Raw genomic sequence first — 25,611 nt, forward strand, 5'->3', positions numbered from 1 at the left:
TAGTACAATATATTTTAGTCGTATTGATAGCTAAATTTATAAGTTAGGTATCGATATATATTCTGATTCTATTGAAGGAGGTTGGTGATATTTGAGATTATAATAGTAATACATGAATCTGAATTCATGTAGATTAAGTGTATCATGATGCAATAGATCTTTGTGTGATTTTTAAAAAAAATGATCTAGATTCAAGGTTGATATTATGAGTGACGAAATTTATATGGCTCGTGCTTTAGAATTGGCTTATCGCGGTCGGTTTACCACTGCACCAAACCCAAATGTTGGATGTGTTTTGGTGCGTGATGATTCTATTGTTGGAGAAGGTTATCATCAGTACAGAGGTGGTTTACATGCAGAGGCTCATGCTTTACTTATGGCTGGTGAAAAAGCAAGAGGAGCTACCGCTTATATAACTCTTGAGCCATGTACTTATTATGGTTGCACTCCATCTTGTTGTGATGCTCTTATTCTTTCTGGAATCATTCGGGTTGTTGTTTCTATGAAAGACCCAAATCCAAGAGTATCAGGAAAAGGCATTCATCGATTACAACAAGCAGGTCTACATGTTTCTGAAGGGTTAATGGCGCTGGAAGCAGAAAAAATAAATTGTGGTTTTCTCAAACGTATGCGTAAGGGTTTGCCTTGGATACAATTAAAATTAGGAGCATCATTGGATGGGAAAACTGCCATTGCCAATGGAGAAAGCCAGTGGATTACATCTAAGGAATCCAGATCTGATGTACAAAATTTACGTGCACAAAGTTCAGCGATTCTTACTACTAGCTCTACTGTTATAATGGATAATCCAGAATTAACTGTACGTTATAAGGAGCTGGATTCTTCTGCGTTAGAGTTATATCCAGTAGAGAGGTTCAGGCAACCCATTCGTGTAATTATTGATAATAAAAATCGCATTACTCCTCAGTATCGCATTATTGACCAACCTGGAGAAACTTGGTTGGTACGAACTAAATATAATCAGTTAGATTGGCCTAATAATGTTAAAAAATTAGATGTAAAATATGATGAAAATCATCTGAATTTATATTCTATGTTTTTAGAGCTTGGATATAAAGAAATAAATGTAATTTTAGTAGAATCTGGAGCAAAATTCGCTGGTGCATTATTAAATGCACAGTTGGTAGATGAATTAATTGTTTATCTGGCTCCTAAACTAATAGGTGATACTGGACGTAGTTTATGCGAAATACCACCATTAAAGAGACTTAAAGATTCTCTAGCTTTTAATTTTAATCATATTTGTCGGATTGGTCCTGATATCAAGTTAATTTTGACACCGCATATTGTTGTTCCTAACATTACATCGGTTGACGAGTAGTCCGGTATAATAATTTTGTTCGCGTTGTTTAATCAACCTTGGAAGAAAGAGTATGAATCTTATTGAAGCTGATATTATTGCCCCAGATGCTCGTATTGTTTTAGTGATTGCTCGGTTTAATAATTTTATCAATGATTGCCTTTTAAGTGGTGCTATTGATGTATTAAAACGTATTGGTCAAGTCCAGGATGATTACATAACTGTAGTATGGGTTCCAGGTGCTTATGAACTTCCATTAACGGCTAAAGTTTTGGCTAAATCCGGAAAATATGATGCAATTATAGCGCTTGGAACGGTGGTTAGAGGTAGAACTTCCCATTTTAAGTTTGTAGCGAATGCAGTTAGTTCAGGGTTATCTCGTGTAGCTGTGAGTAGTGAGATTCCAGTTGCTTTTGGTGTTCTCACAACAGAGAACACTGAACAGGCTATAGAGCGTGCTGGTATGAAAGAAGGTAATAAGGGTGTCGAAGCTGCTATCACCGCTCTTGAAATGATTAATATATTACAATCCATTAAGAATTGATCCAGGAGAGAGTTTAGTGAATCCTTCCTCTCGTCGTCGTGCTCGAGAATGTGCTGTACAGGCGCTATATGCGTGGCAAGTATCTAATAATAATATGTCAGAGATTGAATATCAGATTCTGGAAGAGAACAATATTAAAGATATTGATATTATTTATTTTCGTGAATTAATTAATGGTATTGTTATGTACAATGTTCAGCTAGATAAGTTAATCGAGCCACATTTATCTCGTGATTTAGCTGATTTAGGATTAGTAGAAAAAGCTATCTTACGTATTGCATTATTTGAATTACATAAGCGTTCGGATGTGCCTTATAAAGTAGCGATTAATGAAGGTATCGAGCTTGCAAAAGTCTTTGGGGCACAAGATAGTCATAAATTTATTAATGGAGTATTAGACAAGGTTTCATTACAGATTCGTGAGAGTTTTATATGATTTATCACTTCTTATAATTAGTCTCATTTTAAATTCTGGAGGCTTAAACATGGGGACTAGCGAATCTCAAGTAATTTCACGTTACTTTGATCGCACTGTTTTTGTTCAAAAGGATGTAGAAACGGGAATTGGAGATGACTGTGCATTGGTTAATATATCAAGGAATAATACATTAGCTATTAGTACTGATACATTAGTAGAGGGTGTTCATTTTTTACATGACATCAGTCCTTGTGATCTTGCTTATAAAGCATTAGCTGTTAATTTAAGTGATTTAGCTGCAACAGGTGCAGAGCCTGTATGGTTAACATTATCAATAACATTACCTAACGTAAACAATGCGTGGTTACAGGTTTTTAGTGACAGTCTTTTTAAGTTTTTATCTTTATATAAAGTACAGTTAATTGGTGGTAACACAACACGAGGTCCTCTAAGTATAACATTAACTGTTTATGGAACAGTCCCAAAGGGATATGCGCTCAAACGAAGTGGCGCATGTATTGGTGATTGGATTTATGTTACAGGTACCTTGGGTGATAGTATAGCGGGTTTGTTATTATTGCAGAACCAAGTATCAGTTAATAATTCAATTATTAAAAATGTACTTATTAAACGACATTTGAGACCAACTCCTCGAGTGGTCCAGGGTCAAGCATTACGCCATTTAGCTAGTTCTGCTATTGATCTTTCAGACGGTCTCCTTTCTGATCTGCGTCATATTCTTAAGGCTAGTGATTGCGGCGCTCGTATTGATTTGAATTCTCTTCCTATTTCATCTGAACTAAGAGATCATTTTCCATCTTCTAAGGTTCTTAAGTGGGCACTTAGTGGTGGAGAAGATTATGAGTTATGTTTTACTATATCGAATAAAAATCGATTAAATTTAGATATTGCACTAGGAAAATATGGAGTAGATCATACTTGTATTGGTCGAATTGTTCCAAAAACTGAAGGTTTAACCATTTTTGATCATGATAAACCAGTTGATCTACTTTTTCAAGGTTTTGATCATTTTATAAATGTTGATTTAAAATAGACGTTTAATCTATTATTTATTTTTCGTTCTAGGGATTTTACAGTAAATGATGTAATCATTTAGACGAACAATATTATGATTGAAACTATAATATAATTTTTATATATTGGGTATATTTTAATGTAAGTTTCGTTACAATTTTAGATTGTATCGTGAATATGATATTCTATATGAGTGGTTTTTAGATGAGCAGATTCAAAATATATAATGTTTATATAAATCATACGATTTATTAATATCCTTATATTTATGTTGATATTATAACACTTTTACCATTTTCTTAAATTTAATAATTCATTCATGAGTTAGTATTAATGAAGTAATAGCATGGTATGAGATTTTTTTGGTTTCACTCTTACTAAGTTATACTATCTCCTATTCTTTGTATGAATTAGACACAAAAATTAGAATTAATCTATTATCTAAAGATAGTTTTTATTAATTTTTCTTAATTTTTAAATATTAATTTTTATTTTTGATTTATTGATTTTAAAAATAAAATTAAAGACGTAAATGATATATAAAAGTCAAAGATATTCAAAAATTATTAATTATTTTAAATTATTGAGATTATGTACGACAGTTCATCTATAGGATTAACCTATCATGGATAAATTATTCATATAAGGACGAAGAACTATAGGCACTTCAATTCTACCATCTTCTTGCTGATAATTTTCTAGAATTGCCATTAGAGTGCGCCCAACTGCTAAACCAGAGCCATTGAGAGTATGTACTAGTTGTGTTTGTGTTTTTTCTTTAGATCGATACCGCGCTTTGATACGACGAGCTTGAAAATCTCCCATATTTGAACACGAAGATATTTCGCGATAAGTAGATTGTGAAGGTAACCATACTTCTAAGTCGTAAGTTTTGTTTGAACCAAAACTCATATCTCCAGTGCATAATAATACTGTGCGATACGGTAGATTTAGTAGTTGGAGTACTGTTTCTGCGTGTTGGACTAATTCATCTAGTATATCCATAGAATCTTCAGGACGAGTGATTTGTACTATTTCTACTTTATCAAATTGATGCATACGCAGCAGTCCGTGTGTATCACGACCATAGGAGCCTGCTTCAGATCGGAAACAGGGCGTGTGTGCAGTCATTTTTAACGGAAGATCTGACTCTTGTAGAATTTCATCACGTATTAAGTTGGTTATTGAGACTTCAGATGTTGGAATTAGTGCATATTTCTGGTCAGCATTCTTTTCGTTTAATGGTGCAAGATAGAATAGATCTGAATCAAATTTTGGTAATTGACCAGTACCAATAAGACTGGTTTCGTTAATTAGATAAGGAACATATAATTCTTGATAACCGTGTTTTTCGGTATGAAGATTTAGCATAAACTGGCTTAGAGCACGATGCATGAGAGCTATTTGACCTTTCATTACAACAAAGCGTGAACTTGTTATTTTGACTGCGGCACTAAAATCTAAACCTTTAGATAATTCACCTAATTGAACATGGTCGCGTATGGAAAAATTAAACCTCCTTGGTTGACCCCATCGTCTTATTTCTTTATTACTATTGCTATCGTGGCCTTCTGGCACTAAATCATCAGGAATGTTTGGAACGGACATTAATATATTATTGATTTTAATAATAAGCGCATCGAGTTCTTTTTTAAGTGTTTCGAGATGTATAGATATCAGATGAACCTTTTGACATAATTTGTTTATATCTTCTCCACGTAACTTTGCTTGTCCAATATATTGAGATTGGGTATTACGTTGTGCTTGAAGTTTTTCTGTTTCAATTTGTAATTTTTTTCGTTTTTCTTCGTATTGGAGTATTTTTGGAATATCTAGATTATAGCCTCTTCGTGCTAATTTTTTAGCAACTAAGTATGGTTGATGACGTAGAAGATTGAGATCTAGCATATTTGTCCTGTTAATGATCATAAAATAAAGGATAATTGATTTATCTTGTAAATGTGATATAGATATTTATAGTATCTTAGATACTATAGAGATATTGCATCAAGCGTATGTATTCATTATAAGATATGAATATTCATAATAAGGGCGTAACAGGACAGAAGCAATGTAGAATAGTAGTTTTATGTTAGATTTCAGTTTATTTCTTTCTTGATTACGGTTTTTTGACTTGTTTGCATATTTTATTAGGTCATTGAGCATTTGGTGATGATGTATTTTTTATAAAATAAAATAAAAAATAAAATATTGTGATAGGATCAGATAGTGTGAAAGCTGATTATTATATAATAATGTCAATATCATATGCATGATATTAATCATATTAGATCAAGAACAATAAGCTTAGTATCTAATGAAAATTTTTCTAAATATGTATCAGAAAATAAAATAACGATAAATAAGAAAGATTATTATAATCATGGGTTAGATTTGATTTTAAAATGAGTTTAATTTTATGTTGTGTTGTATAGATGGATGTATATTGGTGCGATATCATAATTAGTTTATCTTAATCTAATTTAATTATATTATTGATTTAGACGTTGATGATGTATAGATATTGTGTGTAGATATATACTTTAATTAATTTGATTATATCATATTAAAAGAATATCAGGAATTAATAAGAATGGTTGTTTTATTAGATTTGTATATAAATATTTTTAACAAAAATCACTTATATATTATAGTCAGAAAGTTAGATTTAAGGAGGAGTTATATAAACAATATTTATTCACTAGATTATATTTTTAATGTAGTTGCAAAATATCTAAAATAACAGCGCATTATTTATAATAGATTGTGAAGAAAATAATTTTATTTATCTTAATCCTATTAAGATACGCAACATGCGTCGTAGTGGTTCGGCAGCACCCCATAATAATTGATCTCCAACAGTGAAAGCAGCTAAGTATTCTGGACCCATATTGAGCTTGCGTAAGCGACCAACGGGTGTGCACAATGTACCGGAAACCATTGCTGGCGTGAGCTCGCGTAAGGTTGTCTCTTGTTCATTTGGAATGACTTTGACCCATTGATTATGTTCGGATAATTGTTGTTCAATATCTAAGAGTGGTATGTCTTGTTTCAACTTTAGAGTAAATGCTTGACTATGACATCGTAGTGAACCAACTCGTACACATATACCATCTATTGGTATTGTATCTTTAGTATTCAAGATTTTTTTAGTTTCAACTTGACCTTTCCATTCTTCTAGTGTTTGACCTGTATAGCAGTATGCATCAATCCATGGGATTAGGTTTATTGCTAGTGACACTCCGAAATTATTTATAGGAACACTGTTACAAGCAATATTTGTCATTTTTCGTTCTATATTTAAAATAGACGAGGATGGATTATGTATTTCTTTAGAAAAGATATTATATAATTTTCCCATCTGAACCAGTAATTCACGCATATGATTCGAGCCAGCGCCAGAAGCTGCTTGATATGTAGCTACAGATGCCCATTCTATTAAATTATTTGCGAATAATCCCCCTAGTGACATTAACATTAAGCTTACAGTACAATTACTTCCAACAAATGTTTTAATACCAAGATTGAGACTATCATAGATCAGGTTATGATTTATTGGATCCAGAATGATGATTGCTTCGTTTCTCATACGAAGAAAAGACGAGGAATCAATCCAATAACCTTGCCAGCCAGATTTTCGTAAACGTGGATAAATATCTTGCGTATATTCTTTACCATGACAAGTGATGATAATATCCATTTCTTTTAGTGTATCAATATCATAAGCGTTTTGTAGTGTGTTTGTGAATTTTCTTAATGAGAATGGTACTGTATGACCTACTTGGGAAGTAGAAAAAAAAACTGAATGAACTAGATCAAAATCATGTTCTTCTTTCATTCTCTGCATAAGAACTGACCCCACCATTCCTCTCCATCCAACAAAGCCTAGTGTATACATTTAGTTCCATTTTTTGAATAACCAATAATATTGCATAGATAATTATTTTATAACATAAAAACAGTTATGATACCATTTTGGTTATATCGAAAGATAATATTTAAATTTATTTTGCATAGATTAAGTGATAGAAAAATATTAGAATCATTCTTTTTTAGGAAAAACAAAGGAGTAGAAGTCCCATACTGACATGATTTTATAATTATTTTTAAGTGATTGATCTTATAAATTGAGTATTTATATTGCTTTACATGGTAAAGGTTTAATTATTTTATTATATAATTTATATATAGCATAACAGAGTTGATATTTTAATGTTTGTTTTTAAAACATTAGTGAAATTTAATTTCAAATATAAATAATATAATTTTTATAATTTCTGAGATGTAAAAAATATTTTTTAGTCACAATTATTTTTATATTTTGTTTAGAATAAATATAGGTAATAACTAAAGGGCAATCGATAAGTGTTGTATATGCAATAGAGTATGGGTATTTATTGTAGTAATAGATCTAATTTTATACATGACATTGATTTTTGGTATAAAATATTACAAAAAATAAAATTTTAATTATTTAGGCATTATATATAAATATATATTTTCTATAACATCGAAAAATAGAGTAATAAAGATGTGGTAATATGTAGGATTTCTTATAACAATTGTAAAATAAATGGTTCTATTTATATATAGAATTATTTATGATTTTTTGTAATATGAATATATTAATATTATATGGATGTGAAATCATTGCCTTTATATTTTGATAAAATAATAATATTAGTTGTTGTATTCTTGGGATATAAAGATAATAATCATATTAATGAAGTTATAGAAAAAATATCAGATTACAGTATATAGTTATTTATTGATGATATTCATAATTATTGATAATTCATTTTAATGTTTCAAAGATCATTAAAATTTAGATTACATACGTTTCATATCTCATGTATGTTTAAATCAAATGTATTTTGATATAGACGATTTCTATAATTTTACCGTTTATTAAAATATTGGTATTAGATATAATCTATAGTTGTTTTATAAAGAATGTGCCAGTTTATAACTGAGTTAATTGTTTTTTTAGTTAAGTTTTTTCTGGTCTTATTTTTATAATATTACAACTGTTTTTTACTTTGCTTAATAAGTAAAGGTAAATCTTTTAGACCATCTAATATCCAGTCTGCAATTTTTTTAGCGTTGGTTGAATTAATTATATTTTGGTTTTGAATTAATATTTTCGTTCCAATACCAGCGGCTTTTGCTGCTTGCATGTCCTCGACCTTATCTCCTATCATATAGGAATTTAGCATATTAATGTGCAATCTTTTTTGAGCAGAAAAAAGCATTCCTGGTTTTGGTTTACGACAGTCACATGATTGTCGTAATTTTTCTATTACTGCATTAGGATGATGAGGACAGAAATAGACAGCTGTTAAATGAATATGATGTTTTCTAAGAAATGAAGACATCCAATGTGTTAATTGGATGAATTGATTTTCACTAAAAATACCACGACCAATACCAGATTGGTTGGTTATTAATACTAAAATAAATCCCATTGTTATTAGTTCGCGCATCGCCTCAATAGCTCCATCAATAAATTCAAAATTTTTACTATCTGAGATGTATCCGTGATCGATATTAATCGTCCCATCTCGATCAAAAAAATTGCTGGTACTTTCTTTAGATTCATTGTTTTCCAATTTGATTGTTTTTATGTAGTGACAAATAGAAATAATTAAAAATGTTTAATAAAGAAGGAGGACTTTATAAGTATCTTTGAAATTGTTACATATTCTAAATAACATATATCTATATACATGATATATAATTTTATATCTATTTTAATATAGAGTCGTATTTATACTCTAGTGATAAAGTTATATAAACCAAGAAGAGTGACTATGTGTATGCATTAACATCATGATATTTAAGTGATCATAATAGTAAAATTAGATTAAACTTTTTATTACAGTAAAATTATATAAATATTGATTGTTTTTAAATGCCTATCCCATGCGTTTAATAATTCAATCATCGTTAGTACATAGACTACTATTTTAGTACTAAGTTGTTATTATTGTTTATTTCTAATAGATAATATATGTCATTATGAATTATATTTCATAATTAAATTTAATTATTATATAAATAGAATTTAGCGTTTTTAATATTCTTGATCTGATGTAAAAGGATGAGTTTGATTTCATATTATAATTTATTTTTAAATAATTATTATATTTGGGGTATATTTAGTTTGAATTACATTTTTTAGGTCTAAAGAATATTTATTTTTTATTGCATGTTGATAAAGTGTAAGTTTATTCACGTGTATTGTATTTGATGATTTTTAATGTAAGATTTTATATGTGATAAACAATGTTTATTTAATATAAATTATATCATTGATCTATCAAAAGATCGGTTTTATACTAGAATATTTTTTAGCTCTATCTTCAGAGGTCTAAAGTCTAAATATTTACTAATATGAAGTGAAACTAATAATTTACTTAATGAAATTCTTTGTGTATGAACAAAGATATGTTTTTTTGATTTAAAATTGATCAAACAAAAAAAGTTTGTTTTATTAGCTAATAATGCATTATGGTTTAATATTTTATTTATCAATATATCTGTATGTAAAGATTATTACAGGAAGAAAAATGAAATCATTATATTTAATGATGAATTTTTAATTACATTAATTGTAAAATAAAGAATGTAATATATATGAATTAAATGACAAGATCAATAATCTGAAACAAGAAAAATATTATTAAGATAATATTTATTTCCATCAGACTATAATCAATTGATTATGCAATAAGTTTAAGATTATTCATGATAATATGCGATATATATAAAATGTTGGAATCATTGATTATCTTATATTTTGGAAAAATATCTATCGATATAGGTATATAGACATACACTAAATCATTTACATATTAAAAGTCACTAGTATTGATAGTTTTGGTAATTAAGTTAATTTTTTAAAAAATTGAGTTGTTCATAATTTATCATTATCGATTTTGTGTAATTAAAGGTGATTTTTTCTCTATTTATATTTTTTATCTGGAGTTTTCTAGTTTTATATAGTTTTTCTACAATTTAATAATTTGATATTGATAAAGGAATTATATATATCATTAATATTTTAAATTAGATTACAGATGACTCATAATTCCTGCTATTATGATAAAAGAATTTAATATTTCTATATAATGAAATATATAATAAATATATGTTTCAGTTGATTTTTATATACAATTTTCTAATAATATTGAATTATTAGGTATTATTTATGTGTGCAACTGTCTTAATTAAGTTACTTGCGCAGAACGGTATGGCTCAAGAGATTATGTTAATAATATAAAAGTTATGATATTTTAATGATATTATAATGATCTTATGTATAAATAGGATTGTAAATTATCTGGTTATGTTTTTTTGTATAAGAAATATGTATCTTTAGATAAAAGAGAAAAGAGATGCAAGAGAAAAGTTTAAATTTTTTATAATGATATTTATTTAAAAATCTATCTTCTAAATTATTCATAGATAGTTATTGAGAAGACATCTACCAGATTAAATCTTATTTCTCATTTAGTTTTACATAATTATTAAATTAAATGAATTGTTAACCAACCAGTATTGGAATTGTTTCACTTTGACGAAGAGTTAAAATTTCATAGCTATTCTGAGTTACTAGAATAGTATGTTCGTATTGCGCTGATAGACTATGGTCTTGAGTTTTTACTGTCCAGCCATCTTTCATAATTCGAATTTGACAGTTACCCACGTTAACCATTGGTTCAATGGTAAATATCATGCCTGGTTGTAAAATTATTCCATTATCATAAGATTTATAATGAAGAACCTGTGGGTTTTCATGAAAGTTCTTTCCAATACCGTGACCACAATATTCACGTACTATTGAGAATCCGTGTTTTTCAACAAATTTTTGAATATGATATCCTAGTGTTTGCAAGCGAATTCCTGGTTTTACAAGCTGAACTGCATAGTAGAGACTTTTTTGCGTTATATCACACAGGTGATATGCTTGGGTACTGGTGTTGCCAACTATAAACATAGTAGACGTGTCTCCATGGTAATCATCTTTAAGTACCGTAACGTCAATGTTTACAATATCACTATTTTTTAAGATTTGGTCTTCACTAGGGATACCGTGACAAACAACATCATTAACTGAAATGCATACAGATTTTGGAAAACCACGATACCCTAAGCAGGCAGATATAGCATGTTGTTTATTCACGATATAATCGTGACAAAGACGATCTAATTCAGCGGTACTAACGCCTTGAATAACATATGGCTTAATCATGTCAAGTACTTCCGCTGCTAGCATACCGGCTATTCTCATTTTTTGTATTTCTTTATTAGTTTTGATTGGAATATTCATTTTTTTTCCAAGTTGATAATTATTTTTTAACTAGTTCTATAATTGTATTAGTAAGTATTAGCAAAGATATAATTAATATGGCAGAACAATTCATTTCATTCTAGAAAGAATAAGTGAAGATGTGTAGTAATTTTAATAACTTTCATGTGCTTTCGGCCTGATATTACATATCAAATTAACTGACGGATTTTTATTGCCATAATTAATGAACATATATGTTTCTATGTTTTAGGAAAATTAGTTCATAATAAGTTGTAATTTTATTTATTATATTTAAATGTGGTTTTTTTAGTATTTAGATGAATAAGGTTGTCCTGAAATACTGTGTAAGTCAAAATCTTTTTAAGATCAAGAGTCATTATAATATATGACTATGAATTAGAGTAGTTGTCTAGTTATAAAAAATATTAGGCGATTTTTGAAGATATAAATTCATTTACATAGATTGCTATACAAGTGTTAGTTGGTAGTTAACATCAAGATTTGAGTAAAACACTGTAAGGATCTAGATGATTCGTTTAGATCTATCAAGTATATTATATGTGTAACTGAGAACCTGTAAAAGATTATTTGTAATTTGCATACTTCTTGTAGAATCAGAAAGAAGTGCTAAAGTTAAGTGATAGATTACGATTTTTATGGATTTAATAACGGTAAAATAAGGGTGTAGAATGTAAAGATTAACATTGTTTAAATTTAATTTAGCGTTTTCATGAAAGTAATAAACAATATTTCAATATTGAGAGCGTGATGGGTTTGTCTTATTTTTTACCATCGAAAGGGATTATGCTCTTAAATTAGGGTAGAAATAACTATAATTTTCCGTTCTTTAACTAAAATATTCGTTTAGCTGTTTAGATCTTTCTACGCATAATAGATTCTTTATGTTTTCATTATTTTTTAATAATCGAAATCGTATTTTAACCAAGACGATATTTCTTAAAATACTCAATGAATGATTGAACAAAATTAAGATATTATATCTCGGTCGTTGATAGTTGTGTCTGAATTAAAAAGAAAAGATAGATAAGTGTTAGTGAAGATGTTAGTTTTTTTATTTAGATTTTATAATAACTGGGCGTTATATTATAGATGGATGGTTGGTGTATGTCGTTTTTTATTAGATAGGACTGAACTGGAACGTCTATGTTGATTTAGGTTTAAGGTTCGAATTAGTTGTGCCAGTAATTATAATAACAAGTTTATATAATTATTAGTATATTTAAAACTATATCTACAATAGACTGATCAACATTAAATATATTTTTATTTTTATTTGATAAAAATGAAAACTCCTACATTATAGGATGCTTAGCGCTTTGATTTTAAACAATTATATTTATAGAGGTGATCATGGTAACTATTTCCATGCACGACATGTTACAAGCTGGTGTGCATTTTGGTCACCAGACGCGTTACTGGAATCCAAAGATGAAGCCATTTATCTTTGGTTCTCGTAATAAGGTGCATATTATTAATCTTGAGAAAACTGTTCCTATGTTTAATGAGGCTTTATCTGAATTAAAAAAGATATCATCCCGTAAAGGAAAAATTCTTTTTGTGGGCACTAAACGTGCTGCAAGCGCATCTATCAAGGAACATGCTATCAATTGCAATCAATTTTTTGTCAATCACCGCTGGCTTGGTGGAATGCTAACCAATTGGAAAACTGTACGACAGTCAATTAAGCATCTAAAAGATTTAGAAATTCAGTCTCAGGATGGTACTTTTGATAAATTGACAAAGAAAGAAGTTCTGATTCGTGCTGGTAAGTTAGCCAAGCTTGAGAATAGTTTAGGTGGAATTAAAGAAATGGGGGGGCTGCCAGATGCGCTTTTTGTGGTCGATGCCTATCATGAAGAGATTGCGATCAAAGAAGCAAATAATTTAGGGATTCCAGTGTTTGCTATTGTTGATACTAACTCGAATCCAGATGGTGTCGATTTTATTATTCCCGGAAACGATGATGCGATTCGCGCAGTTAGTCTGTATTTAAATATAGTGGAAAATGTAGTTTGTGAAGGACTATTTCTAAATATGCCACAAAATTTGGAAGAAGTCCATATGATTTCTCAGGAAGAAAACTTACCATGTTAGGTATAGATTATCTTTCTATATAAATTTAAGGTATTTTACTTGAAAAGTTTGTTATTTACAGTTTTAGATGCATGGGTGTTGTATAGTTTGTGGAAAAAAGAGAGATGAATCTTCAAAGCTATAGTTTAGATTTAATCTATAAGTATATGATTTATAGAGCCGAGTAAACTGAGGGCAGATCATGGTAGATATTACAAGTGCTTTAGTAAAAGAATTGCGTGAGCGCACAAATGCAGGCATTGTTGACTGTAAGAAAGCTCTGACTGTCTCTTCTGGTAATATTGAATTAGCAATTGAAAATATGCGTAAATCTGGAGCTATTAAAGCCGCAAAAAAAACAGGAAATGTCGTCTCAGAGGGAATAGTAAACATAAAAACTGAAAGCAATTACGGTGTAATGATTGAGGTTAATTGTGAAACTGATTTTGTAGCTAAACATTCTAGTTTTCAGTTGTTTGTGAATCGAGTTCTTAATGCTTCTTTTGCTGATAAAATTAATGATCTTATGGTTTTAAGAGCTAAGTTTGAAGAAGAACGTATAAAACTTATTGTAACGATGGGTGAAAATATTAACATTCGTCGTTTAGCTGTGATAGAGGGTGAATTAATAAGTTATTACTTGCATAACACGCGTATTGGAGTTCTTCTCTCTACGATTTCAGATGATACAGAATTTTCTAAACAAATTGCTATGCATATTGCAGCAAGTCAACCTGAATATATAACGCCAGAAGATATATCTAAAGAGGTAATACAGAATGAGACTGAAATTCAGTTAGGTATTGCTATGCAATCTGGTAAGTCAAAAGAAATTGCTGAAAAAATAATACAAGGTCGCATGCAGAAATTTATGGATAGAGTGTCACTTACCGGCCAGACTTTTATTCTGAATCAGAATAAGACTGTAGGTCAGTGTTTAAAAGAAAAAGATGCATCTGTTGTGGGTTTTGTACGATTTGAAGTTGGTGATTCTATTAGATAAAAGAGATTAAAATAATCTAATATCAGATTCAATTCTGATAAGAATATCTTCATAGATTAACAAGTATCAAGTGGTGTCTAATAAATTAAATCTTGATTTCAATAATTCAAGAATTTTGATATTAACATAATACTCTTAAGATGATATCAGAAAAATAGTGAAATTTTACTAAAGGTGTCATCTGGGGGGGATAAGAATGAACACTAATACAAAACTTATATATCAACGGGTGCTTCTTAAGCTTAGTGGAGAGGCGTTAAAGGGTTCTGAAGTTTTTGGTCTTGATGCCAATATACTTGAAAGGATCGCGATAGAATTAAAAGAATTAGTAGCATTGGGTGCTCAGATTGGTATAGTGATTGGAGGAGGAAATTTTTTTCGTGGATCTGGATTATCGAAAGTTGGTATGAACCGTGTAATTGCTGATCACATGGGGATGTTAGCAACAGTAATGAATGGTTTAGCTATGTTTGATGCTTTAAATCGCATTTATGTAAAGACATCTCTAATGTCTTCTATTTCTTTAAATGGGTTATGTGATAGCTATAGTTGGTCTAAAGCTATGCGATTACTATATCATAATCGAGTGGTAATTTTTTCTTCTGGTACTGGTAATCCATTTTTTACTACTGACTCTGCTGCTTGCTTGCGTGGTATTGAAATTGAGGCAGATATAGTATTAAAAGCGACTAACGTAGATGGTGTTTATTCTTCTGATCCGAAGAATGATCCGGGAGCAGTTTTATATGAGAAACTCTCTTACTCTGATGTATTAAAGAAAGAATTAACAGTTATGGATCTATCAGCTTTTATGTTGGCTCGAGATTATTCACTTCCTATTTGCGTATTTAATATAAACAAATTTGGTGCGCTTCGTCGTGTTCTTATGGGTGAAAAAGAAGGAACACTGATTATGCATTAATATTATGCACTAAGATTTTTTTTCGATATTGGAAAGTACGTATGTTTCTAAGAGTTGCTAAAAAATACTTTATATTTAAAGTGTTCCAAATTTTCTAGTAGTATATTAGGAAATTTTATATAGAATCTAAGGAATAGAATTTGATTAACGACATTAAAAAAGATATAGAAATACGCATGGAAAAATGTGTAGAAGTGTTTATCACTCAGGTTCGTAAAGTGCGAACTGGGCGAGCTGCACCATCTCTTCTAGATGGTATCATGATTAACTATTATGGCTCTTTAACTCCACTTGCTCAACTGTCTAGCATAACTGTAGAGAATTCGCGCACTTTAAAAATTAATCTCTTTGATCCCTCAATGAGTTCTTTAGTTGAGAAAGCTATTATCACCTCTGATCTTGGTTTAAACCCAAGATCAGAAGCAGGGGGCATCCGAGTTCCATTACCAACATTGACTGAAGAGCGTCGTCATAAATTAATTAAATTGGTTCGAGGTGAAGCGGAAAAAGGTCGTATAGCTTTACGTAATATACGACGTGATGTAAATGATAAACTAAAAATATTGATTAAAGATACAAAGATGAATGAAGAAAGTATTCGCCATATACAAGATATGATACAAAAAAAAACCGGTATTTTTATTAAGAAAATCGATTCTATATTGGCAGAAAAAGAAAAAGAATTATTAGATTTTTAGTATTTTACCGATTATCAATTTGATTATTGAGAATTAAATTAATCATGCAGTCTCTCTTTAAGAGAGATCAAAGTTGTGTACCAAACGCGTTAGTTTGCCTTTACATTTGAGACTACTAAATTTTATTTTTTTGAGTAAAAGAATGAAAAAATTAACTATCCTCGGTTCCACTGGATCTATTGGCAGGAGTACGTTATCTGTAGTACGAAAAAATCCTCACCTGTTTATTATTAAAGCTCTTGTTGCTGATAAAAATGTTCAGATGATAGCAGAGCAGTGTTATGAATTTCGTCCTGATTTTGCTGTTATGTCAGATCAATTAGCTGCAAACAAACTTCGTGAGATCTTAATAGACATTCAGATTCCTACTAAGGTGTTAGGTGGGGAACAGGCTATCAGTGAAATTGCTTCTTTAGATGATGTTGATCAGGTCATGGTCGCCATTGTAGGCATGGTAGCTTTATTACCAACTCTATCTGCTATTAAGTCGGGAAAACAGGTTTTATTAGCAAATAAAGAGTCATTAGTAAGCAGTGGTCGTTTTTTAGTAGAAGCAGTGAGAGATTCTACTGCTCAACTATTACCGATAGATAGTGAGCATAATGCTATTTTTCAGAGCCTTCCTTATAATCTACAGGAAAATCTTGGTTTTTTATCGACAGAGAAGCATGGTATTGAGAATATTATTCTTACAGGTTCTGGGGGTCCATTCCGTGAGATTTCATTGTCAAAATTAGATCAGATTACACCAGATCAAGCTTGTTTGCATCCAAACTGGTCAATGGGCCAGAAGATTTCAATTGATTCAGCTACGATGATGAATAAAGGGTTGGAATATATTGCAGTTAAGTGGTTATTTAATGTTTCTTTTTCTCAGATTGAAGTTATTCTGCATCCTCAGTCTGTTATTCATTCTATGATTCGTTATTGTGATGGTAGTGTAATGGCACAAATGAGTTCTCCTGATATGCGTGTACCTATTTCTTATGCGATGGGCTGGCCTGATCGAATACAATCTGGTTCATCTTCTCTTAATTTTAAGAATATTGAAGCGATTACTTTTTCTGAACCGGATTATTCACGTTATCCCTGTTTGAAACTAGCAATTGAGGCTGGTTTATCTGGTCAAGCAAGCACAATTATACTGAATGCTGCTAATGAAATTGCGGTGGCGGCATTTTTAGATTCAAAAATTGGTTTTACTGATATAGCTAGACTAAATAGTATGGTTTTGGAGCATCTGCTTTGCAAAGAACCAGGGAGTATTGAAGAGGTTTTTGCTATTGATTGTGAGGCTCGTTCCGTATCAAAAGCATTACTGCGACATTTTCCCTTAAAGTAATTGTGGCGTACTTTCATCATTATAGTTAATTGTGAGCAATATAGAGAAATGGTATAGTCGTTCTATAAATTAGTGAACGTTACAGTGCAGTCCAATCGATTTAGCCTATATAATCGCAGATATTTAATGTTAACGGAGTGACAGATTTCAGAATGTATTCATTTCTGAATTAAAGGAATTATTACGTGTGATGTCGTTTGAAAAACAAGTTCAAAGTCGTGACAATCAGGAGTCACAGCCTCGACATGTAGCAATTATTATGGATGGTAATGGTCGCTGGGCAAGAAATCAAGGTAAGAGGCGTATTTCTGGTCATCAAGCGGGTATAGAATCCGTTCGTCGAGCTGTAAGTTTTTCTGTAAATCATCATTTGGATGCATTAACATTATATGCATTTAGCAGAGAAAATTGGAATCGGCCTGCACAAGAGGTTATGGCTTTATTAGAACTTTTTATTTTGGTAATAGACAGTGAAATAAACAGTTTGCATAAAAATAATGTTCGTTTAAAAATTATTGGTGATATTAGTCGTTTCAGTAGGCGCTTGCAAGATTCTATCTGCAGAGCTGAAGACAAAACTAAGAAAAATAAAGGATTAAGACTTAATATTGCTGCTAATTATGGCGGACGCTGGGATATTATCCATGGAGTCAGAAAAATAGCGTGGCAAGTTAAAGATGGTCTTCTTCAGCCGGAGCAAATTGAAGAAGAAACTTTAGGTGCACATCTCTGTCTGCATAAAATAGCACCTGTAGATCTAGTCATAAGAACTGGAGGAGAGTATCGCATTAGTAATTTTCTTCTATGGCAGATTGCTTATGCGGAATTTTGGTTTACAGATACTTTATGGCCAGATTTTGATGAATATGTGTTTGAAGGCGCATTAAACGCATTTGCACAACGAGAGCGTCGTTTTGGTGGAACTAGTCTTTAATTTTTTATATTTTGGGAGATAGGGTTTTGTGTTACAGTTGCGCTTAATTACTTCATGTATATTAATTCCTATTGTTATCTCAGGTTTATTTTGGTGTTCTCTCTCATGGTTTGCTTTTATTATGATGACAATCAGTATATTAGCGGCTTGGGAATGGACAGCGTTATCAGGACTGGTCTCTTGTAAAAAGAGACTAGGTATGACAATTTTGTTTGGTCTTATTATATTAATATATACACTATCTGAGGTATATAAATTGACATGGATGTTACATGGGTTTAATTATGTTAATGTTCTTCAGATCTCGTGTTTTTGGTGGATTATAGCTATTTTTTTAGTGTTATTCTATCCTATTTCATCTTTATTTTGGCGCACTTCATGTTCATTGCGCTTAATTTTTGGTTTACTAACTCTTCTGCCTTTTTTTGTCAGCATGCTTGTTTTGAGGCAATATAATTATTTATTGGATCGTCATTCTGGTTCTTGGTTAATTCTTTATTTAATGTGTCTTATTTGGGGAATGGATTCTGGTGCTTATTTATCTGGTAAAAGATTTGGAAAAAATAAATTATCACCGCGAGTCTCAGAAGGTAAAACTTGGGAAGGTTTATTGGGTGGTTTACTGACTTCAAGTTTTATGTTTTATTTTGTGTATTTATTTGAGCCATTGAAGATTTCGTTTGTTTCTCTTTGTGTTTGTTCTCTATTATCTGTTTTAATATCGGTTTTTGGTGATTTAACGGAAAGTATGTTTAAACGTGAAGCTGGAATCAAAGATAGCAGTAATCTAATTCCGGGACACGGTGGTGTTCTTGATCGTATTGATAGCTTAACGGCTGCAGCTCCAGTTTTTGCAAGTCTACAGTTGTTATTGGCAGGAGTATTCTAAGAATATATGATACTTAATGCACTTTTGAATTTCATCGTTTTTATTTTTTCAGTAGGACTTTTAATTGCTGTTCATGAATTTGGACACTTTTTAACAGCATGTTTATTTGGAGTTAAGGTAGAGCGTTTTTCAATTGGTTTTGGTAAAACGTTATTACGTTATGTAGATAAACAGGGCACCGAATATATACTTGCACTAATTCCTCTAGGTGGTTATGTTAAAATGTTGAACGTACGTTCAATTAGTATTACTTCTTCATTTTCCTCTCGGGCTTTTAATAAAAAAAATATATTACAACGGATGGCTATTATTATAGCTGGTCCTCTTGCTAATTTTATTTTTTCTGTTTTTCTTTATTGGATAATATTTATTATTGGGATGCCTGGTGTTCGTCCAGTGATTGATAGAATTACAATTAGCTCGCCTGCAGAAGAAGCACATTTTACTAGAGGAATGGAAATAAAGGCTGTTGATGGCATAATTACTCCTGATTGGGATGCTGTTCGTATGGCTTTTCTAAAAAAGATTGGTGATGATACAGCTCGTGTTACTGTTACGTCTCTGGGAAGAAAGAATAATAGCGAAAAAATTATTAACTTGCGTTCTTTTAAAGGCAATATAGATAAGAAGGATTTTATGCAATTGCTAGGTATGGAAGGGCCTGGTCCCCATATTGATTTAGTATTGGATCAGGTAGAGAAGAATTCTGCGGCAAGTCGTGCAGGCTTGCGACCTGGTGATATAATTGTTAAAGTTTCTGGTAAACTTGAGACGACATGGAATCATTTTGCTGAGATAGTTCGAGATAATCCAAATAAAGCGTTATATATTGAAGTAGAAAGGGCGGGTAGTAATGTGCGGTTAGTGTTAACACCAGACATTAATTTTAATAAGAAGAATCAAGGATTTGCTGGACTAGTTCCTCGGGTAAGACCTTTATCTGAAGAGTATAGAATAACATACCAGTACCTACCATTGGTAGCTTTGGGTAAAGCGGTGTCTCAAACCTGGCAGTTTATTCAGTTGACAGTCAATATATTAAGTAAACTAGTTAACGGTGAGATAGGTCTCAGTAATCTCAGCGGTCCTATTTCGATTGCGCAGAGCGCAGGGCAGTCAGTAGAGTATGGTTTTAAATATTATCTAATGTTTCTTGCTCGGATCAGCGTCAACCTGGGGGTGATGAATTTATTGCCACTGTTGGGTTTAGATGGCGGACATCTTTTGTGTTTATTAATTGAAAAAATAAAAGGTCAACCGTTGTCTCAGGGCGTGCAGGAATTTAGTTATCGCATTAGTTTTATTATACTGATCATCTTAATGGGACTGGCGATTTTCAATGATTTTTCATATTTCTGATTTATTGACCGGTAAATGAGCAATGAGCATTAAACTGGCGGTATTTATTAAAGGGTGGAGATGAAACATTTTCTTATAGCTTCGCTGCTTTTAAGCAGCGCTACTGTATATGGTGCAGATGGATTTGTAGTTAAGAATATTTCTTTTGATGGACTACAGAGAGTCTCGTCTGAGACAGTATTGCATAATATGACTATCCATGTTGGTGATACTGCTTCTAATGTAGATTTGGGAAATACTATTCATGCACTTTTTTCGACTGGTTACTTTGACGATGTTCATATTTTACGTGATGGTTATACACTTATCGTTCGTGTGAAAGAGCGTCCTACGATTTCTAGTATTACTTTTTATGGAAATAAAGTAGTGCAGGATACAATTTTAAGGCAGAGCCTTAATTCTTCTGGTGTGCGTGTGGGTGAGATTTTTGATTGTTCTGCTGTCACTGCGATTAAAAAAGGATTAGAAAATTTCTATTATAGTATTGGTCGATATACTGCAACAGTTAGAGTAGAAACCATTCCTTTGTCATTCAATCGTGTTGATTTAAGGTTAGTTTTCTCTGAAGGTATTGCAGCAAAAATTAAACAGATAAATATCGTTGGAAATAAAGAATTCAGTTTTAATCAGTTAATTTCAAATTTTAAACTGCATGAGAAGGGAGCCTGGTGGAATATTATTCGTGACGGCAAATACCAGACTCAGCAATTATCTGGAGATTTGGATAGTTTACGCAACTTTTATTTGTGCCGGGGGTATGCTAGGTTTAATATTGATTCTTCTCAGATTAGTTTAACACCAGATAAAAAGAATATTTATATTACTATAAATATTACTGAAGGTCAAAAATACATATTATCTGGTATCACAATAAGTAATCATCTAGAAGGGAATTTTCCAGATCTAAAAACTCTAACGAGAGTAAAATCTAATGAGTTTTATGACTGGGAAAAAATTGCTCATATACAAGATAAAATAAAACAAATATTGGGTAAAGATGGCTATGCTTATCCACATGTTGAAACTAAATTAGATATTGATGATATCAAGCATACTGTTAATGCATATTTTCATGTAGATAGGGGGCATCGTTACTATGTCAATCAAGTACGTTTCAAGGGAAATTACAATTCTAAAGACGCAGTATTAAGACGCGAGATGCGACAGATGGAGGGGTCTTGGTTTGGTAGAGATCTTGTGGATCAAGGAAGAGAGCATTTATCTCGTCTTGGTTATTTTACAACAGTAACTTCTCATATATCTCCAGTTCCTGGATCGTTAGACCAAGTTGATGTTGTTTATGAGGTTAAAGAGCAGAATACTGGTACTATTAATTTAGGCTTTGGTTATGGCACGGAAAGCGGAGTTAGCTTTCAAGCTGGTGTAACTCAGGATAACTGGTTAGGTACTGGAAATACAATTGCTCTTAACAGTACTAAAAATGATTACTTGACGTATGCCTCATTTGCCTTGACTGATCCTTATTTCACAATTTCTGGTATAAGTCTTCGTGGTCGTATATTTTATAATGATTTTAAAGCAAATGATGCTGATTTATCCGATTATAAAAATAAAAACTATGGGTTAGATACTACATTGGGTTTACCGATGAGTAAAGCCAATACACTTCGTATTGGAATGGGATATCAACATCACGCTATTTCTCATATGAAACCACAGGTGTCTATGTGGCGTTACCTTGGCTCTATTGGTCCATACCCTTCCCTTTCTTCTGACGCGGCTTTTTCTGTAGATGATATAGCATTTGATTACGGATGGACCTATAAAACTATTGATCATGGTTTTTTTCCTACAACTGGTCACAGTGTGAGTTTTAATGGGAAAATTACAGTACCAGGTTCAGATAACTGTTTTTATAAATTTACGCTTGATGCACAGAAATATATTCCGATTAATCAATCTAGAAGCTGGATTTTTTTAGGTCGCAGTCGTCTAGGCTATGGAGATGGAATTGGTAAAAAAGAATTACCTTTTTATGAGAATTTTTATGCTGGTGGTTTAAGTACGGTACGTGGTTTTCGTTCTAATACAATTGGACCTAAAGCTGTCTACTATAATACTAGTACTTCTAAATGTTCTACTATTCATCCTAATGGAATCTGTCATTCTAATGACGCGGTTGGTGGAAATGCCATGGCTGTTGTGAGCTCTGAGTTAATTACACCGACTCCACTTATTGATGTAAAATACTCTAATTCTATTCGGACCTCTTTGTTTATAGATGCAGGAACTTTATGGGATACTCATTGGGTAAAAATTACGGATACAGATCTAGTTCACATTCCTGATTATAGCCAACCTGGTAGTTTACGTATCTCAACTGGTCTTTCGGTGCAATGGATGTCACCTATTGGTCCTCTAGTATTTTCTTATTCTCATCCTTTCAAAAAACGCCATGGTGATCAGACTGAGCCATTTCAGTTTCATTTTGGGAAAATATGGTAAGTAATTATTAATCCTAAAATTCAGGCTGGATATTTTATTTCTCAGTGAATACGATAGCTCATACATACTTGATTGTAAATCATAATAAAATTAGTATTTGTTTTTAATTTAACAACAGTAAAAGTGAAAGGAGTTTAAAAGTGAAACAGTTTTTTTATATTGCAGGTTTAAGTTTATCTTTAGTTATTTCTGCAATGGCTGAAGCTTCTGATAAAATTGGTGTGGTGAATATGTCTAGTATTTTTCAACAGCTTCCCGAACGCGCTGCTGCCGCACAGAAATTGGAAAATGAGTTTAAAGAACGCACTGCAGAATTACAGGGCATGGAGAATGAGCTTCAAACTAAAATACGTCATCTTCAGCGTGATGGACTTACGATGAAGCCCAGTGAGCGAATTAACATGGAGCAAGAGGTAATACAAAAAAGAGAAGCTTTTTCAAATAAAGTTCAGATATTTGATCAGGATAATCGTCGTCGTCAAATTGAAGAACGTAATAAAATATTAGACAGGATCCAAAATGCTGTGAAGAAAATTGCTCGTATTCAAGGGTATGATATTGTATTTGATCAAAATACTGTAGCCTATTCTGTTCAATCTAAAGACATCACTGATGATGTTTTAAAACAGGTTCAATAATTTATGTTTTCAATTCGACTAGCTGAATTAGCCCAGCAGTTGGATGCGGAATTGCATGGTAATGGTGATATTGCGATTTCTGGGATTGCTTCTATAGAATCTGCTAAAACCGGTCAGATTACTTTCCTTTCAAGTAGGCGTTATCGTAATAAGCTTCTAACATGCCAGGCTTCAGCGGTAGTTTTAACCCCATCAGATATAAGATTTTTTAATGGGTCCTCGCTGGTAGTTAAAAATCCCTATTTAACATATGCTCGTATAGCGCAATTTTTTGATAGCACGCCAAAATCAGATATAGGAATTGCGCCTAGTTCGGTTATCCATGATACAGTCCAATTTGGTAAAAATATTTCAATTGGTGCCAATGTAGTAATTGAATCTGATGTAGTGTTAGGAGATCATGTTGTAATTGGTGCCGGCTGTTTTATAGGGAAAAAGACTCATATTGGTTCAGGAAGTCGCTTATTGGCAAATGTTTCAATTTATCATGCAGTTAATATTGGTTGTGATTGCCTTATTCAGTCAGGTGCTGTAATAGGTTCTGATGGTTTTGGATACGCAAAGGATGGCGAAGCGTGGGTTAAAATTCCGCAACTAGGTACGGTCATTATTGGACACCGAGTGGAGATAGGTGCGTGTACAACTATTGATCGTGGTTCTCTGGATAACACTTATATTGGCAATGATGTTGTCATAGATAATCACTGTCAGATCGCACATAATGTAATCATTGGAAATAATACTGCTATAGCTGGCGGTGTAGTCATGGCGGGTAGTCTTAAAATTGGTTGCTATTGCATGATTGGTGGTGCCAGCGTTATTAATGGTCATATAGAGATTTGCGATAAAGTCACAGTGACAGGAATGGGCATGGTGATGAGATCTATTACTGAGCCTGGGATATATTCTTCTGGTATTCCTGTACAGCCTAATAGGGTTTGGCGTAAAACTACAGTATTAGTAATGAATATCGAGGACATAAGACAACGTTTAAACATTATCGAAAATAAAATTGATAAAGAGTAAAAACATCATAATAAACATGATCAATTTTTGATAAAGCATATGTACAGAAAGAAAAGTATGAGGTCTAGACATGATTTTTGGCCTAAAGAAAAATAAATTATTACAGGTCGTTTTATTCCAGCCATAAGATTTTTCAGGACAGGAAGAGTATTTTGAATACTAAAACTCATACTCTAAAAATTGAAGAGATTATTGAATTACTACCACATCGTTATCCATTTTTACTAGTTGATCGAGTCATTGATTTTGAAAAAAACAAGTATCTCCGAGCAGTTAAGAATGTATCAGTTAATGAACCGTTTTTTCAGGGGCATTTTCCTGGTAAACCTATCTTCCCAGGTGTCTTAATTCTTGAGGCTATGGCTCAAGCCACTGGTATTCTTGCATTTAAAAGTGTTGGTCAATTAAAACCAGGCGAACTTTATTATTTTGCTGGTATTAATCAAGCACGATTTAAACGACCTGTTGTGCCAGGTGATCAAATGATTATGGAAGTGACTTTTGAAAAAACCCGTCGTGGATTAACGCGTTTCAAAGGGTGGGCTGCCGTAGATGGTAAAATTGTCTGCGAAGCAACAATGATGTGTGCTCGAAGCCGGGAGGTCTAG

At 31.8% G+C, this 25,611-nt stretch carries 20 protein-coding genes; 16 read left to right on the top strand and 4 right to left on the bottom strand.

Features of this window, described 5'->3' with window-relative positions; genetic code table 11:
- Positions 1-205: 205 nt before the first annotated feature.
- The 4 genes from ribD to thiL are packed head-to-tail and all read left to right on the top strand — an operon-like array spanning position 206 to position 3,337.
- Positions 206-1,342, top strand: coding sequence for a bifunctional diaminohydroxyphosphoribosylaminopyrimidine deaminase/5-amino-6-(5-phosphoribosylamino)uracil reductase RibD (ribD, locus tag HACICURT3053_RS00905; RefSeq protein ID WP_157991885.1), 1,137 nt, complete (start codon positions 206-208; stop codon positions 1,340-1,342).
- A 52-nt stretch (positions 1,343-1,394) separates the two neighbouring features.
- Positions 1,395-1,865, top strand: coding sequence for a 6,7-dimethyl-8-ribityllumazine synthase (gene ribH, locus HACICURT3053_RS00910; protein ID WP_157991886.1), 471 nt, complete (start codon positions 1,395-1,397; stop codon positions 1,863-1,865).
- A gap of 16 nt (positions 1,866-1,881) precedes the next feature.
- Positions 1,882-2,301 (top strand): transcription antitermination factor NusB, encoded by a 420-nt coding sequence (nusB, locus tag HACICURT3053_RS00915; RefSeq protein ID WP_157991887.1) that lies wholly within the window; start codon positions 1,882-1,884, stop codon positions 2,299-2,301.
- Positions 2,302-2,350: 49 nt separating this feature from the next.
- Entirely contained in the window at positions 2,351-3,337 is a 987-nt protein-coding gene (gene thiL, locus HACICURT3053_RS00920) for a thiamine-phosphate kinase (protein WP_157991888.1), read from the top strand.
- A gap of 596 nt (positions 3,338-3,933) precedes the next feature.
- On the opposite strand, the gene serS is transcribed toward thiL, so the two are convergent.
- From serS to map, 4 genes are all read right to left on the bottom strand, one after another.
- The gene (serS, locus tag HACICURT3053_RS00925; protein WP_157991889.1) at positions 3,934-5,226 is read right to left on the bottom strand and encodes a serine--tRNA ligase; all 1,293 of its coding nucleotides are present in this window, start codon (positions 5,224-5,226) and stop codon (positions 3,934-3,936) included.
- Between the two features lie 877 nt (positions 5,227-6,103).
- Positions 6,104-7,216 carry an aspartate-semialdehyde dehydrogenase gene (gene asd / locus HACICURT3053_RS00930; protein WP_157991890.1) on the bottom strand — a complete coding sequence of 371 codons (1,113 nt, stop codon included), beginning with the start codon at positions 7,214-7,216 and terminating at the stop codon, positions 6,104-6,106.
- 1,123 nt (positions 7,217-8,339) lie between these two features.
- The gene (gene gmhB / locus HACICURT3053_RS00935; protein WP_157991891.1) at positions 8,340-8,927 is read right to left on the bottom strand and encodes a D-glycero-beta-D-manno-heptose 1,7-bisphosphate 7-phosphatase; all 588 of its coding nucleotides are present in this window, start codon (positions 8,925-8,927) and stop codon (positions 8,340-8,342) included.
- A 1,937-nt stretch (positions 8,928-10,864) separates the two neighbouring features.
- The gene (gene map, locus HACICURT3053_RS00940; RefSeq protein WP_157991892.1) at positions 10,865-11,650 is read right to left on the bottom strand and encodes a type I methionyl aminopeptidase; all 786 of its coding nucleotides are present in this window, start codon (positions 11,648-11,650) and stop codon (positions 10,865-10,867) included.
- Positions 11,651-13,003: 1,353 nt separating this feature from the next.
- On the opposite strand from map, the gene rpsB reads away from it, so the two are divergent.
- From rpsB to fabZ, 12 genes are all read left to right on the top strand, one after another.
- Entirely contained in the window at positions 13,004-13,747 is a 744-nt protein-coding gene (rpsB, locus tag HACICURT3053_RS00945) for a 30S ribosomal protein S2 (protein WP_157991893.1), read from the top strand.
- A gap of 181 nt (positions 13,748-13,928) precedes the next feature.
- On the top strand, positions 13,929-14,729 hold the full coding sequence (gene tsf / locus HACICURT3053_RS00950; protein WP_157991894.1) for a translation elongation factor Ts: 801 nt from the start codon (positions 13,929-13,931) through the stop codon (positions 14,727-14,729).
- A 196-nt stretch (positions 14,730-14,925) separates the two neighbouring features.
- Complete coding sequence (pyrH, locus tag HACICURT3053_RS00955) at positions 14,926-15,651, top strand: UMP kinase (RefSeq protein WP_157991895.1); 726 nt, start codon at positions 14,926-14,928, stop codon at positions 15,649-15,651.
- A 140-nt stretch (positions 15,652-15,791) separates the two neighbouring features.
- Positions 15,792-16,349, top strand: a complete 558-nt coding sequence (frr, locus tag HACICURT3053_RS00960) for a ribosome recycling factor (protein ID WP_157991896.1) — start codon at positions 15,792-15,794, stop codon at positions 16,347-16,349.
- A gap of 142 nt (positions 16,350-16,491) precedes the next feature.
- Complete coding sequence (ispC, locus tag HACICURT3053_RS00965) at positions 16,492-17,691, top strand: 1-deoxy-D-xylulose-5-phosphate reductoisomerase (RefSeq protein ID WP_157991897.1); 1,200 nt, start codon at positions 16,492-16,494, stop codon at positions 17,689-17,691.
- Between the two features lie 190 nt (positions 17,692-17,881).
- Positions 17,882-18,625 carry a (2E,6E)-farnesyl-diphosphate-specific ditrans,polycis-undecaprenyl-diphosphate synthase gene (ispU, locus tag HACICURT3053_RS00970; RefSeq protein WP_157991898.1) on the top strand — a complete coding sequence of 248 codons (744 nt, stop codon included), beginning with the start codon at positions 17,882-17,884 and terminating at the stop codon, positions 18,623-18,625.
- A gap of 28 nt (positions 18,626-18,653) precedes the next feature.
- Positions 18,654-19,514 carry a phosphatidate cytidylyltransferase gene (locus HACICURT3053_RS00975; protein ID WP_157991899.1) on the top strand — a complete coding sequence of 287 codons (861 nt, stop codon included), beginning with the start codon at positions 18,654-18,656 and terminating at the stop codon, positions 19,512-19,514.
- Between the two features lie 9 nt (positions 19,515-19,523).
- Positions 19,524-20,873: a sigma E protease regulator RseP gene (rseP, locus tag HACICURT3053_RS00980; protein ID WP_157992296.1), complete on the top strand. Its 1,350-nt coding sequence runs from the start codon at positions 19,524-19,526 to the stop codon at positions 20,871-20,873.
- 54 nt (positions 20,874-20,927) lie between these two features.
- Entirely contained in the window at positions 20,928-23,339 is a 2,412-nt protein-coding gene (gene bamA / locus HACICURT3053_RS00985) for an outer membrane protein assembly factor BamA (protein WP_157991900.1), read from the top strand.
- 194 nt (positions 23,340-23,533) lie between these two features.
- Complete coding sequence (locus HACICURT3053_RS00990; protein ID WP_157992297.1) at positions 23,534-23,977, top strand: OmpH family outer membrane protein; 444 nt, start codon at positions 23,534-23,536, stop codon at positions 23,975-23,977.
- 3 nt (positions 23,978-23,980) lie between these two features.
- Positions 23,981-25,003 (top strand): UDP-3-O-(3-hydroxymyristoyl)glucosamine N-acyltransferase, encoded by a 1,023-nt coding sequence (gene lpxD / locus HACICURT3053_RS00995; RefSeq protein ID WP_157991901.1) that lies wholly within the window; start codon positions 23,981-23,983, stop codon positions 25,001-25,003.
- A 152-nt stretch (positions 25,004-25,155) separates the two neighbouring features.
- The gene (gene fabZ, locus HACICURT3053_RS01000; RefSeq protein ID WP_157991902.1) at positions 25,156-25,611 is read left to right on the top strand and encodes a 3-hydroxyacyl-ACP dehydratase FabZ; all 456 of its coding nucleotides are present in this window, start codon (positions 25,156-25,158) and stop codon (positions 25,609-25,611) included.

Origin of the sequence: Candidatus Erwinia haradaeae, assembly GCF_900698855.1 — a bacterium.
GTDB classification, from domain to species: Bacteria; Pseudomonadota; Gammaproteobacteria; order Enterobacterales; family Enterobacteriaceae; genus Erwinia_E; species Erwinia_E haradaeae_F.

What these genes read in the sequence shown, in the direction of transcription:
- ribD (WP_157991885.1), top strand. Translation starts at nt 206, where the DNA reads ATGAGTGACGAAATTTATATGGCTCGTGCTTTAGAATTGGCTTATCGC.
- ribH (WP_157991886.1), top strand. Translation starts at nt 1,395, where the DNA reads ATGAATCTTATTGAAGCTGATATTATTGCCCCAGATGCTCGTATTGTT.
- thiL (WP_157991888.1), top strand. Translation starts at nt 2,351, where the DNA reads ATGGGGACTAGCGAATCTCAAGTAATTTCACGTTACTTTGATCGCACT.
- serS (WP_157991889.1), bottom strand. Translation starts at nt 5,226, where the DNA reads ATGCTAGATCTCAATCTTCTACGTCATCAACCATACTTAGTTGCTAAA.
- asd (WP_157991890.1), bottom strand. Translation starts at nt 7,216, where the DNA reads ATGTATACACTAGGCTTTGTTGGATGGAGAGGAATGGTGGGGTCAGTT.
- map (WP_157991892.1), bottom strand. Translation starts at nt 11,650, where the DNA reads ATGAATATTCCAATCAAAACTAATAAAGAAATACAAAAAATGAGAATA.
- rpsB (WP_157991893.1), top strand. Translation starts at nt 13,004, where the DNA reads ATGGTAACTATTTCCATGCACGACATGTTACAAGCTGGTGTGCATTTT.
- tsf (WP_157991894.1), top strand. Translation starts at nt 13,929, where the DNA reads ATGGTAGATATTACAAGTGCTTTAGTAAAAGAATTGCGTGAGCGCACA.
- pyrH (WP_157991895.1), top strand. Translation starts at nt 14,926, where the DNA reads ATGAACACTAATACAAAACTTATATATCAACGGGTGCTTCTTAAGCTT.
- ispC (WP_157991897.1), top strand. Translation starts at nt 16,492, where the DNA reads ATGAAAAAATTAACTATCCTCGGTTCCACTGGATCTATTGGCAGGAGT.
- ispU (WP_157991898.1), top strand. Translation starts at nt 17,882, where the DNA reads ATGTCGTTTGAAAAACAAGTTCAAAGTCGTGACAATCAGGAGTCACAG.
- HACICURT3053_RS00990 (WP_157992297.1), top strand. Translation starts at nt 23,534, where the DNA reads ATGGCTGAAGCTTCTGATAAAATTGGTGTGGTGAATATGTCTAGTATT.
- lpxD (WP_157991901.1), top strand. Translation starts at nt 23,981, where the DNA reads ATGTTTTCAATTCGACTAGCTGAATTAGCCCAGCAGTTGGATGCGGAA.